We start from the raw sequence: 12,210 nt of genomic DNA on the forward strand, positions 1-12,210 counted from the left end.
GGTGGGGGGGGGGGGGGGGGGGGGGCGCCCGCCGGGGGGCCTGGCGCCGCCCGCCCCCCCGGCAGCGCCGCCGCAGCCGCGCGACCGTGCGCCGGCCGCGATGCCGGCCGCGATGCCGGCCGCGCGCGCGCTGGCCGCGCGGCTCGGCGTGGATCTGAATGGCATCGCCGGAAGCGGGCCGGGCGGGACGATCACGCGCGGCGATGTCGAGGCCGCCGCGGCACGGGCCGGCGCAGGCCCGGTCGGCTTCGTGCCGCTCTCCGGCGTCCGCCTCGCCATGGCGCGCAACATGGCGCGCAGCCGCGACGAGGTGGCGCCGGCGACGCTCTGCGACGATGCCGATGTCGAGAACTGGCCGCCGGATGCGGACCACACGATGCGGCTGGCCCGCGCCGTGATCGCGGGCTGTCGCGCGGCGCCCGAGCTCAACGCCTGGTTCGACGGCAGGGCGGAGGCCCGCCGGCTTCATGCGGAGGTCGCCCTCGGCGTCGCCGTCGAGACCGAGGCCGGGCTCTTCGTGCCTGTGCTGCGCGACGCCGCGCGCCGTTCCATGGCCGATTTGCGCAGCGACTTCGACCGGCTGAAGCGCGGACTGGCCGAGCGCTCGCTGCCGGCAGGCGAGCTGCGCGGCGCCACCATCAGCCTTTCCAACTTCGGCGCGCTGGGCGGGCGCTATGCCGCGCTCAGCATCCTGCCGCCGCAGGTCGCGATCCTCGGCGCCGGGCGCATCGCGGCACGGCCGGCCGTGCACGCGGGACAGATCGCGATCCGCCGGCTGCTGCCGCTGTCCCTTACCTTCGACCATCGCGCCGTCACCGGCGCGGAGGCGGTGCGGTTCCTCGAAGCCGTCATCGCCGACCTGGTAACGGCGAGATGACGCGACGCAGGGAGAGCGCGCCGGCATGACCGATCCGTTCAGCTTCGCCGACGAGCTGGGGCCGGAGGCAGTGGTCCATATCCACCACGCCGCGCTCGGCCTGCGCGCCGTGGTGGCGGTGGACAACACGGCCTGCGGCCCGTCGATCGGCGGCGTCCGCATGGCTGCCGATGCCGATGCGGCGGAAGCCTTCCGCCTCGCCCGCGCCATGACGTTGAAGAACGCCGCGGCCGGCCTGCCGCATGGCGGGGGCAAGGCCGTGATCATCGCCGATCCGCGGCAGCCGAAGGCGGCGAAGGAAGCGCTTGTGCGCGGCTTCGCGCGTGCGATCCGCAGCCTGGACGCCTACATCCCCGGTCCCGACATGGGCACCGACGAGATCTGCATGGCCTGGGTGCGCGACGAGATGGGCCGTGCCGTCGGCCTGCCGCGTGTGCTCGGCGGCATTCCGCTGGACGAGATCGGGGCGACCGGGATCGGCCTGGCCGCGGCGATCGAGGTGGCGGCCGCGCGCATCGGGCTCGAGCTGCGCGGCGCGCGGGTCGCCGTGCAGGGCTTCGGTGCGGTCGGGCGGCATGCCGCCCGCGAACTGGTCGCGCGCGGGGCCGTGCTGGTGGGGGCGAGCGACAGCACCGGCAGCGTCGCCGATCCCTCCGGCCTCGACGTCGCCGCGCTTTCCCGCCTGAAGCGTGAAGGCGGCGCGCTGCGCGACCACGGCCAAGGGCGGAAGGGCCCGCCCGACGATCTCCTCTCCGTGCCCTGCGACATCTGGATCCCGGCGGCGCGGCCGGATGTGGTGCGGGCGGAGAATGTGGGCCTGCTCGACACGCGGCTGGTGGCGCAGGGGGCCAACATCCCCTTCACGCCGGAGGCCGAGCTGGCGCTGCACGGGCGCGGCGTCCTCGTGCTGCCCGACTTCATCGCCAATGCCGGCGGCGTGATCTGCGCCGCGGTCGAATACGCCGGCGGCAGCGAGACGGAGGCGCTGGCCCGCATCGTCGAGCGGATCCGGCGCAACACCGCGGAGGTGCTGGACGAGGCGGCCTCGGGCCGGACCACGCCGCGTGCGGCTGCGGTGGCGCTGGCGGAGCGGCGCATCCGCCAGGCCATGGCATTGCGGCGCTTCCGGTAGCGGGTCCCTGATCTAGTCGAAGAGCAGCGGCACGCCGAGCGCTTCGGACAGCCTCGTCGCTTCCGGCCACTCGGCGCCGCGCGCGAAACCGCGATCCAGCATCACCAGCCGCTCGCCCACGCCGCTCAGCGCGCGCAGCAGCGCCTCCGCGCTCGGCTCGTCCAGTCCGCGTACGAAGAGCCGCCGCTCCCCGAGACCGACGGATCGGCTCGCTTCCTCCAGCGATCGCGAGGCCGCGGCCACATCCTGCGCGAGCACGACCAGATCCTCGCCGGTCGCCGCCGCAAGCGCGGCCGCCGCCCCGCCCCCCCGCGCGGCCCCGGGGGGCCGGCCCCGGGGGGCCCGGCCCCCGCGCCGGGTCCGGCGCGCGCCCCCCCTTTTCCGCCCGGGGCGCCGCCCCAGGGGGGGCGGCCGCCCGGCCCCGCGGCTCGGCGCCGGAGGCCAGAACCGTGGCGACCGGGCCGCGGCGCCGTGCCAGCCGCGCCGGCAGCAGCAAGGCCTTCGCCTGCGATCCGATCGCGGCGTTCCAGGCGGCGGCGAAGCTGCCGACGAGGCGCGCGGAGGCATCCCGCGGGGTCGCGAGCGCCACGATGTCCGCCGCGCCGCACAGCTCCGCGACGTATCCCGCCGGATCCGCGCGCACCGAATGGAACTCGCTCCGCACGTCGAAGCGGGAGGCGTGCTGCAGCAGCATCGCGCGCAGCTCTCCCGCCGCGCCGCGGAACTCGGCATCGAGCCGCGCCGGGTCGAGTGCCGACCAGGCTCGGGACGGCAGCCGCAGCTCTCGCGCGAAGGGCAGGCGCGCGAGATGCTGCGCGGCCTCATCCTCGACATAGATGCCGAGGAGGTCGCGCCTGAGCAGCCGCGCCAGCTCGGCTGCCGCGCCGATGGCATCCGCATGGGGCGCCATGTGGCAGAGGTCGAGCAGCAGCCGCGCCCGCCCCTCCGTGGTGCCGCCCGCCCCGCCGGATGCGACGCTCATCGCCGGTCCTCGCGCCCATGCTCCTCGCCGCCAAGCATGGCGCGGCGCTGTTCGGCGAAGGCGCCGAGCCGGCGCTCGACCAGCGCGTTGATGCTGCTTTCGGGGAAGGCGCCATCCGCACCGCGCATCCCCGCCTCCCGCCCGAGCAGCAGCGCCGCGGCCTCGTCGATGGCTCGCACGGCATGGATGGCGAAGCGGCCGGCGCCGCAGGCCGCCACCACATCGCGGTCCAGCATCAGGTGCTGCACATTGGCCTCAGGCACCAGCACGCCCTGCGTGCCGGTAAGGCCGCGCGCGGCGCAAAGCTCGAAGAAGCCCTCGATCTTGTCGTTGACGCCGCCGATCGCCTGGATGTCGCCATGCTGGTTGATCGAGCCGGTGATCGCCAGGTCCTGCCGCACCGGCAGTTCCGCCAGCGCGGAGAGCAGCGCGACCAGCTCGGCCGCCGAGGCGCTGTCGCCCTCCACGCCGCCGTAGGACTGCTCGAACACCAGACTGGCATGCAGCGCGATGGGGGCCTGCAGCGCATAGCGCCCGGCGATCAGGCCCGCGAGGATCAGCACGCCCTTGGAGTGCAGCGGGCCGCCGAGCTCGACCTCGCGCTCGATGTCGATGATGCGCCCGGTGCCAGGCCGCACCCGCGCGGTGATGCGGCTCGGGCGCCCGAACACCTGGCTGCCGAGCGCGAGCACGCTGAGGCCGTTCACCTGGCCGATGCGGCTGCCGGATGTGTCGATCAGCGCAATGCCGCGCCGCATCGCCGCCTGCGAAAGCTCGCGCAGCCGGCTGCCGCGGTGTCGCTGGGCCGCGATGGCCTGCTCGATGTCGTCGCGCGAGACCAGGTCGCGGCCGGCAAGCTTCGACAGATGCGCGCCCTCCACCACCAGGTCGCGCAGCGCCTCATGCAGCAGGGTGAGCCTGTCGGAATCCTCGGCCAGCCGCGACGCCTGCTCGACGACGCGCCCGATGGCCGCGCGCTCGAGCGGCGGCAGCCCCTCCTGGCGGACCAGCGTGGCGACCAGCCGCGCGAGCAGCGCCTCGCTTTCCGGCGTGCGCGCGATCGCATCGTCGAAGTCGGCCAGCACCTTGAAGTGGCGCTCCAGTTCCGGATCGAAGGCCGCGAGCAGGTGGTAGAGCAGCCGGTCGCCCACCAGCACGACCTTGCAGTCCAGCGGGATCGGCTCCGGCTCCAGCGAGAGCGTGGTCGTCAGCCCTACGAAGCGGGCGACGTCCTCGATCACGATGCGCCCCTGCGCGAGGGCTCGCTTCAGCGCGGCCCAGCTGAACGGCTCGGTCAGCAGCGCGCGGGCGTCGATGACCAGCGTGCCGCCATTCGCCCGATGCAGCGAACCGGCACGCACCATGCGGAAGTTCGTGACCAGCGCGCCCTGGACCGGCAGGTGCTCGATGCGTCCGAGCAGGTTGCCGAGCGTCGGATGCAGTTCCTCGACGACCGGCGCGCGCTCCCCGCTTCCCTCCGGCTGGGTCACCAGCACGTTGACGTCGTAGCGGTCGAAGGGCGAGCCCATCGTCAGGGCGGCCAGCGGCGGCTCGGCCTTGCCGTCCTCGCCATCGAGGAACAGCGCGAAATTCTCCAGCAGGTCCGCCCGTACCGCCTCGAAATGCGCGGCGACGCGCGGCAGGTCGGCGAAGGGCGCGGCGGCCGCCGAGACCGCCTGGTCGATCACCACCACCGCGGTCTCGCGCTGCAGCGCCCGAACGGCGTCGCGTCGCTCCTTCTCGATGCGCGGAACGGCGCGCAGCGTGCTCTCCAGCTCCTTCTCGATCTGCTCGACGACGCCGCGCACCTGCTGCTGGCGTTCGGCTGGCCAGGCGTTGAACTCCTCCGGCGGCACCACCTTGCCGTCCTTCAGCGGCGCCACCGCGAAACCCATCGGCGTGCGGATGATCGCCACGCCGAGCGCCGTCGCCTTCTCGCCAAGGCTCTCGAAGGCGCGCTCCGCCTCGCCGTGGAACCGGGCCTCGACGGCGCTGCGGCGGCGCTGGAACTCCTCGCTCTCGAACATCGCGGGCAGCGCGGTGCGCAAGTCGTCGATCATCTCCGCCGCCGCCGCATCAAGCGCCGGCGCACGGGCCGGCGGCAGGGCGATCGCGATCGGCTGGTGCGGCGCGGCGAAATTGTTGACGTACACCCAGTCGTGCGGAGCGGGCCTGCGACGCGCGGCCTCGTCCAGCAGCGGGCGGATGGCGTCGGCGATGCGCGCGCCGGTGCGGCCGATGGCGAAGATGTTGAAGCCGCGCGCGGCGATGCCGGTGCCGAGGCGGATCGCAGCATCGGCGCGTTCCTGCACTTCCAGCCCGCCCAGCGGCTCGAGCTCGGCGCTGGTCGCGAATTCGAGCAGGGACAGGTCGGCCGGCCGGCAGAGAGCACCCGTGGGCAGCCCTCGCGGCGTCTGCGGCGACGCCGGTTGCGCTGCTCCGTCATCCGTCCCGGAGGCCATGCCCGTGCTCATTCCCGGTGCCTGGCCGCCGCCTCGTGGGCATAGTCCTCGGCGATGGCGCGTATGGCGCGGCCGATCTCCTCATAGGCGGCGTCCGGCAGGTTGGCGAAGGAGACGCGCGCGGACCACCCCGGCGCGTGGAAGCCGCCACCGTCCAGCAGCACGATGCCGTGCCGCTCCGCGAGGCGGAAGACGAGATCGAGCGGATGCACGTTGCGCGTCACCCAGGCGGCGACCTCCTCGCCGAGATGCGTCCGCAGCCAGTATCCGAGGTCGATCAGGCCGTAGTAGTGGTCGAACAGCGGGTTCGGCTGCCCGTCGATGCCGAGCGCGTGCAGCAGCGCGCCGGAGCGCCGGCGGAGGATCGCGCGGCATGCCGCGCGATAGGCGCCCTCGCGGTCCATCAGCTCGGACAGGGCGAAGAGCGTCATCATCGCCTGCTGCGGCGGCGACAGGCCTGCCGTGTGGTTCAGCCCGACATCGCGGCTGTCCGCCGCCATGCGGTCGAGGAAGGCAAGCCGCCGCGGCTCGGGTGCGAGCGCCGCGTACCGGTCATCCTGCGCGTCCGCCGCCGTATCCGGCCGCGCCGCGAGCATCGCGTCGAGGATGTTGTCCTCCTGCAAGGCCACCACGCCGAGCCGCCAGCCGGTGCAGCCGAAATACTTGGAGAAGGAATAGAGCCCGACGGTGTTGCGCGGTGCCTCCGCCAGCAGGGAGCGGAAGCCCTCGACGAAGGTGGCGTAGACGTCGTCGGTCACCACCAGCAGGTCGGGCCGCGGCCCGCGCAGGATCGCGAGGATGCGATCCAGCGCGCGCGCCTCGAGCGCAACCGAGGTCGGGTTGCCGGGGTTGACCAGGAAGAACGCCTTGACGCGCGGATCCTCGAGCTTCGCGAGCTCCGCATCGGCATACTGGAACCGGTCCTCCGCGCGCGCCTGCACATGCGTCACGCGCAGGCCGTAATCCTCCAGCGCCGTCAGTTCGATATACGGGGTGAAGACCGGGCAGCCGAGGGCGATGGTGTCGCCCGGCAGCAGGATGCGGTTGGCCCGCAGCGACCGCAGCAGGTAGCAGATGCCCGCCGTCGCGCCCTCGGTCGCGAACAGCCGGAAGCGGCCCGGCAGCACCGCCCCGCCGCAGACCGCCTCGCGCAGATATGCCGACACGATGGTCTCGGCGTGGGGCAGCATGCGCACCGGCATCGGATAGTGGCCGCCGGCGACGGCATCGGCGAGTTCGTGCACGAAGCCGTCGGCGCCGAAGCCGAACCGCGCGACGGCGTGGGCGATCGTGGCCTGCAGGAAGCCGGCGCCCGGTGCCTCCGCATGCCGGGCCAGCCACGCCTCGCAGCGCGATGCGATGCCGGCAGCCTGCGGCAGCCCGCCGAGGCCTGGCGGCTGGTCCATGCTGCGCCGGCTTTCCGCCATCGCGAATTGGCCGAGCAGGAAGAAGGCGTCGCGCGGCGTGGTGGCGAGCCAGTTCGGATTGCCGCGCCCGGCGTCGAGCAGGAGTCGCGTGCCCTTGCGGTCTGAAGCAAGCCGGAGCAGCTCGTCCTTGATCTGGAACGGGCTCATCCGCGCATAGGCGGAGAGCGTCCTGGCCTGCATCGCCCGCCGTCCTCAGGCCTGCAGGTCGGGCCGGCGCCGGGCGGCGTCGCCGCCGCTTGTCGCGCTGCTCATGATGCCTCCCTCCGTTCCCCGTAGGGCTCCATCGCCCCGCATTCGGCCTCGCGCCCGCGCACCGTGCGCTGCCCGCGCAGCGCGCCGCGCGTCTCGGTCACCACGGTGCGGCGGCCCTCCGGCCGGCCCTCGCGGTGGAAGTAGATGACGATCCAGTCCTCGACCTTGCCGAGCCGGTGCGCCAGCGCGGTGTTGGAGCGCAGCGCGGTGACGTGCCAGTCGCCGCGCCGCGTGTGCAGCACCGGCAGCCAGGCCTCGCCGGCGGGGTTGAACCGCTTCGGCGCGATACGCGGCAGCTCCCCGCGTGCGGCCCGGTCGCGATACTCGCGGTCGATGTCGAGCAGCACCGCGACCGGCGGCTCCTCCGTGGCGTCGAGGACGACGGCCGGGCGCAGCCGGCCGAGCATGCCGGCCAGCGCGCCGCGCACCATCGCCGCGCGTCGCTCGCCGAAGCCGCGCAGCGCGGCGAGACGGCCGTCATGCGCCGCGGCCTCCAGCGCCTCCAGCGTCTCGATGTGCAGATCCTCGTGGATGCGATGCGCAAGCCCCGGGCCGATGCCGGGCACCAGGCGGAACAGCCGCTCCGGATCGGCGCCGCCGCGCAGGCGGTCGAGATAGGCCCAGCGGCCCGTGGTCAGCATCTCCGCGATGGCGCCGGCGATCGAGGGGCCGACACCGGGAATGGCCTCCAGCGCCGGCCGCCCGCCCGCCTCCGCGAGCATGGCGAGATCCTCGTGCAGCGCCATCACCGCCTCCGCCGCGCGGCGATAGGCGTTGACGCGGAACGGGCCGTCGCCCTGGGCAGCCAGCATGTCCGCCGCCTCGCGCAGGCGATCGGCCACGTGGCGGTTCCGCATCGCCGCGCCGCGCCCCGTTCCAGGATCCTTGCTGCCAGCCATGGAGACCGCATTGCCTCGCAAGATCCGGCGCATGCTAGGCTGATGCAGGGACCGGGTTCTTGCGTTGGCGCAAATCCCGCGCCCCTTCGGTGCAACCCGCGGGCTGTTCGTGCCCGGCTGCGTGTCGCGGAAACGTGCTTCACGCAACCGTGCGCGGATCAGGGCCGGCGAGGGGGAGACGCGCTCCGCTCCAGCCCGGGTCGTTCCGCCCTCCTCGTTGCCGCCCTGCGCGGCGTTCAGTCCCTCGCGGCGCGGGGCCATCGCTGCCGGATCCTCCCGCGCTGCGGCGTCGCGTCGGCTGCCCGGGTGGGACGCCGCCATGGCGCGGCTAGCGGCCTCGCGGGGAGTGTCAGCGCGCACGCGAAGACAGCCGGATCCGCCCGCCCGCGATGGCGAAACGGCCGTAGCCTTCGTGGTGCAGCGTGCGCGGCGCCTCCACCGCCGCTTCGCGCCAGGCGTGCACCACCTCAAGGACGAACATGTTGTAGCGCTTCACCCAGCGCGTGTCTGCGATGCGGCATTCGAGGTTCGCGAAGCACTCGGCCACCAGCGGGGCGGCGACATGCCGTGCGGGCAGCGCCGTCAGGCCGAAGGCGGCGAACTTGTCCGTGCTGCGGCCCGAGCAGTTGCCGATGCCGACCACCTGCCGGCCGAGATGCGCCTCCGGGATCGCGATCACGCATTCGCGCGAGCGGCGCAGGTTCGCGAAGCTGAGGTGGCGGCCGCTGACGATGCAGCCGACCAGGGGAGGTTCGAACTCCATCATCATGTGCCAGGACATCGCCATCACGTCGTGCCGGCCGCGGTGCGATGTCGTCAGCAGTACGACCGGACCCGGCTCGAGCAACTGGTAGACGCGGGAGAGCGGGAAGCTGCGCGGCATGGCACGGTCAGTGCCGGTCCGGCGGGGAGCGTCGATCCAGGAAGGCGTCCACCAGCGCGGCGAGCCCCGGCGATTCCAGCTCCTCATAGTCGTAGCGGGCGCGGAGGATCGGGATGCCCGGCGCGATGAGGCGCGAAAGGTCGGCCGGCGTCGCGCTGACGACGAGGTCGGCGCCCGATCGTGCGATGGTCTCGCCCAGCGCGGCGAGTTGCGCCGCGTCGTAACCCATCGCGGGCAGCACCGTGCCGAGATGCGGGAAGGCCGCGTAGACCTTTGCAAGCGCGGGAGCGGCGGCGGCGCGCGGATCGAGGATCGTCGCGCCGGCCGCCAGCGCCGCGGCATGGCCCGCGCCATATGGCATGCCGCCATGCGTCAGCGTCGGCCCGTCCTCCACCACCAGCACGCGCCGTCCCCGCACGGCAGCGGCGTCCTCCAGCGTGACGCGAGAGCCTGCGCGCAGCAGCGTCGCGCGCGGATTGAGCCGGCGCGCCGCCTCCATAACCCGGTGCACATCCTCCGCCGGCGCCGCATTGGCCTTCGCGACGACGACGATGTCGGCCATGCGCAGCACGGCCTCGCCAGGGTGCCAGCCCTCGACATGGCCCGGCCGCAGCGCATCCGCCAGCACGATCAGCAGGTCCGGCCGGATGAAGGGGAAGTCGTTGTTGCCGCCGTCCCAGAGGATGACGTCGCTCTCCGCCTCCACCGCGGCGAGCACGCGCGCGGTGTCCACGCCGACATGCACCACGCCGCCTGCCGCGATGTGCGGTTCGTATTCCTCGCGCTCCTCCACGGTGCAGCCGGCGGCATCCACATCGGCCAGGGTCGCGAAGCGTTGCGCCGCCTGCCGCGCCAGGTCGCCATAGGGCATCGGGTGCCGCACCACGCCGACGCGCAGGCCGCGCGCGCGCAGATGCGCGGCGAGGTGGCGCGTGGTCTGCGACTTGCCGCAGCCGGTGCGCACCGCGCAGACCGCGATCACCGGCAGCCGCGACGGCAGCATCGTCCGGCGCGGCCCGGGCAGCACGTAGTCCGCCCCGCCCGCCAGGGCGATCTCACCGAGCCGCATGACATGCGCCTGCGACACGTCGCTGTAGGCGAAGACCACGGCGTCCACGCCCTGCCGCAGCAATGCGGGCAGCTCCGCCTCGTCGCGAATCGGGATGCCCGCCGGGTAGAGCGGGCCGGCGAGCGCGCGCGGGTAGCGCCGGGCGGCGATGCCGGGGATCTGCGCAGCGGTGAAGGCGAGAACCTCGTGCGTCGGATCCTCGCGATAAAGGACGTTGAAGTCGTGGAAGTCGCGCCCCGCCGCACCGAGGATCACGACCCGGCGGCGCGCCGTCACAGCGGCATCTCCGCCGGCTCGGCGCGGGCCCTGGGCGGCTCGGGCAGTTCGGTCATCGTGGCCTCGGTCAGCAGGAGCACGCTGGCCACCGAGACGGCGTTCTCGAGCGCGACGCGGACCACCTTGGTCGGGTCGATGATGCCCGCCTCGACGAGGTCCACGTATTCCTTGCGCGCGGCGTCGAAGCCGCGGTTCCCCGTGCCCTCCATCATGCGCGACACCACCACCCCGCCATCGGCGGCGGAGTTCTCGGCGATCTGCCGCGCCGGCGCCTCGAGTGCGCGCTTCAGCACCTGCACGCCGGTCCGCTCGTCCCCCGCGCAGGCCTGCTCCTCCGCCGCGACGCCCTCCACGCACCGCAGCAGGGCGAGCCCGCCGCCCGGGACGATGCCCTCCGCCACCGCCGCCTTGGTGGCGCTGATCGCGTCGTCCAGCGCCTCCTTCCTGGCCTTCATCTCGGCCTCGGCCGGCGCGCCGACGCGGATCACCGCCACGCCGCCGGCCAGCTTGGCGAGCCGCTCCTGCAGCTTTTCCCGGTCGTAGTCGCTCGTGGCCTTCTCGATCTCGCGGCGGATCTCCTTCGTGCGCGCCTCGATCGCCGCGCGCTCGCCGCCGCCGCCGATGATGGTCGTGCTCTCCTTGTCCACCACCACGCGCTTGGCGCGGCCGAGCGACTGCAGGCGCGCCGATTCCAGCTTCAGCCCGATCTCCTCGGCGATCACTATGCCGCCGGCCAGCACCGCCATATCCTGCAGCATCGCCTTGCGGCGATCGCCGAAGCCGGGGGCCCTCACCGCGCAGCTCTTCAGCCCGCCGCGCAGCTGGTTGACGATCAGCGTCGCAAGCGCCTCCGCCTCCACATCCTCCGCCACCACCAGCAGCGGGCGACCGGCCTTCACGACCTGGTCGAGCAGCGGCAGCAGGTCGTTCAGGTTGCGGATCTTCTGGTCGGCGAGCAGGACGAAGGCATCCTCCAGCTCGGCCTCCATGCGCTCCGGGTTGGTGACGAAATAAGGCGAGAGGTAGCCGCGGTCGAACTGCATGCCTTCCACCACTTCGAGTGTCGTCTCGGTGGTCTTCGACTCCTCCACCGTGATCACGCCCTCGTTCCCGACCCGCTCCATGGCATCCGCGACCAACTCGCCGATCGCGGGGTCGTTGTGCGCGGAGATGGTGGCGACCTGCGCCTTCTCCCGGCGCGTCTCGACGGGGCGCGAGAGGCGCTGCAGCGCCGCGCCCGCGGCGCGCGTCCCGCGGTCCAGTCCGCGCTTCAGGTCCACCGCGCTCGCTCCAGCGACGACGTTGCGGATGCCGTCGGCCAGGATCGCGTGGGCGAGCACCGTCGCGGTGCTGGTGCCGTCACCCACCGCGTCGCCGGTCCGCTCCGCGGCCTGGCGCAGCATCTGCGCGCCGAGATTCTCCTCGGCGTCCTTCAGCTCGAACTCCTTGGCGATGGTGACGCCATCGTTGCAGACGATCGGAGAACCCCAGTGCTTCTGGATCAGCACGGATTTCGAGCGCGGCCCGAGCGTCACGCGAATGGCGTCCGCGAGAGCGCCGGCGCCGCGCAGGATCTTCTCCCGCGCGGCGGAGCGGAACAGCACCTGCTTGGCGGGCACCTTGGCCTCCGTTCAGCTTGCCTGGCCGGCGGCGATGCCAGGCATTCCAGCCGTGATGCGGAAGCCCTTCTCCGCCTCGAAGGGCGTGTGCGGGAACCCGCATCGGACGCCTTGCGCCGACAGTAGATGACAGGCCCGCGTCTGCCGGCTTGACCCAGGTCAAGCCCGGGTTGCGTCCGCGATCAAGGAGCCGCGAGCCGATGCCGACCTTCCGGCACAGCTCCGGCGTGTCCGACGTCAGCGCCCTTGAGACAGACCGGCGTGGTTGAGAAGCGGAGGATTTCTGGTTCATCGTAACCCCCAGGAGAGTGAAGATGAGCCAGAAATCCTCC

General features: G+C 73.2%; 9 protein-coding genes. 2 read left to right on the forward strand and 7 right to left on the reverse strand.

The genetic code is table 11. From position 1 onward, the window contains the following. Positions 1 to 877: 2-oxo acid dehydrogenase subunit E2 (locus AC1MIR_RS21390; protein WP_480030199.1), on the forward strand; the 877-nt coding region annotated here is incomplete at its 5' end. Between the two features lie 25 nt (positions 878 to 902). Continuing rightward, positions 903 to 2,009, forward strand: a complete 1,107-nt coding sequence (locus tag AC1MIR_RS21395) for a Glu/Leu/Phe/Val family dehydrogenase (RefSeq protein WP_480030200.1) — start codon at positions 903 to 905, stop codon at positions 2,007 to 2,009. 12 nt (positions 2,010 to 2,021) lie between these two features. On the opposite strand, the gene AC1MIR_RS21400 is transcribed toward AC1MIR_RS21395, so the two are convergent. The 7 genes from AC1MIR_RS21400 to groL form a co-directional block, all read right to left on the reverse strand. Beyond that, positions 2,022 to 2,267, reverse strand: coding sequence for a hypothetical protein (locus AC1MIR_RS21400; protein ID WP_480030201.1), 246 nt, complete (start codon positions 2,265 to 2,267; stop codon positions 2,022 to 2,024). 720 nt (positions 2,268 to 2,987) lie between these two features. Further along, the gene (locus AC1MIR_RS21405; RefSeq protein ID WP_480030202.1) at positions 2,988 to 5,453 is read right to left on the reverse strand and encodes a Lon protease family protein; all 2,466 of its coding nucleotides are present in this window, start codon (positions 5,451 to 5,453) and stop codon (positions 2,988 to 2,990) included. An 8-nt stretch (positions 5,454 to 5,461) separates the two neighbouring features. Then, on the reverse strand, positions 5,462 to 7,060 hold the full coding sequence (locus AC1MIR_RS21410; protein ID WP_480030203.1) for a bifunctional aspartate transaminase/aspartate 4-decarboxylase: 1,599 nt from the start codon (positions 7,058 to 7,060) through the stop codon (positions 5,462 to 5,464). A 68-nt stretch (positions 7,061 to 7,128) separates the two neighbouring features. Next, entirely contained in the window at positions 7,129 to 8,031 is a 903-nt protein-coding gene (locus AC1MIR_RS21415) for a helix-hairpin-helix domain-containing protein (protein ID WP_480030204.1), read from the reverse strand. Positions 8,032 to 8,380: 349 nt separating this feature from the next. Then, positions 8,381 to 8,914, reverse strand: coding sequence for a flavin reductase family protein (locus AC1MIR_RS21420; RefSeq protein ID WP_480030205.1), 534 nt, complete (start codon positions 8,912 to 8,914; stop codon positions 8,381 to 8,383). A gap of 7 nt (positions 8,915 to 8,921) precedes the next feature. Beyond that, positions 8,922 to 10,259 carry a hypothetical protein gene (locus AC1MIR_RS21425; RefSeq protein ID WP_480030206.1) on the reverse strand — a complete coding sequence of 446 codons (1,338 nt, stop codon included), beginning with the start codon at positions 10,257 to 10,259 and terminating at the stop codon, positions 8,922 to 8,924. Next, on the reverse strand, positions 10,256 to 11,878 hold the full coding sequence (gene groL / locus AC1MIR_RS21430; protein ID WP_480030207.1) for a chaperonin GroEL: 1,623 nt from the start codon (positions 11,876 to 11,878) through the stop codon (positions 10,256 to 10,258). Before groL ends, AC1MIR_RS21425 begins: the two co-directional genes overlap by 4 nt. Between the last annotated feature and the right edge of the window lie 332 nt (positions 11,879 to 12,210).

Source organism: Falsiroseomonas sp. RANM36 (assembly GCF_056682175.1).

What these genes read in the sequence shown, in the direction of transcription:
- AC1MIR_RS21420 (WP_480030205.1), bottom strand. Translation starts at nt 8,914, where the DNA reads ATGCCGCGCAGCTTCCCGCTCTCCCGCGTCTACCAGTTGCTCGAGCCG.
- AC1MIR_RS21395 (WP_480030200.1), top strand. Translation starts at nt 903, where the DNA reads ATGACCGATCCGTTCAGCTTCGCCGACGAGCTGGGGCCGGAGGCAGTG.
- AC1MIR_RS21415 (WP_480030204.1), bottom strand. Translation starts at nt 8,031, where the DNA reads ATGGCTGGCAGCAAGGATCCTGGAACGGGGCGCGGCGCGGCGATGCGG.
- AC1MIR_RS21410 (WP_480030203.1), bottom strand. Translation starts at nt 7,060, where the DNA reads ATGCAGGCCAGGACGCTCTCCGCCTATGCGCGGATGAGCCCGTTCCAG.
- AC1MIR_RS21405 (WP_480030202.1), bottom strand. Translation starts at nt 5,453, where the DNA reads ATGGCCTCCGGGACGGATGACGGAGCAGCGCAACCGGCGTCGCCGCAG.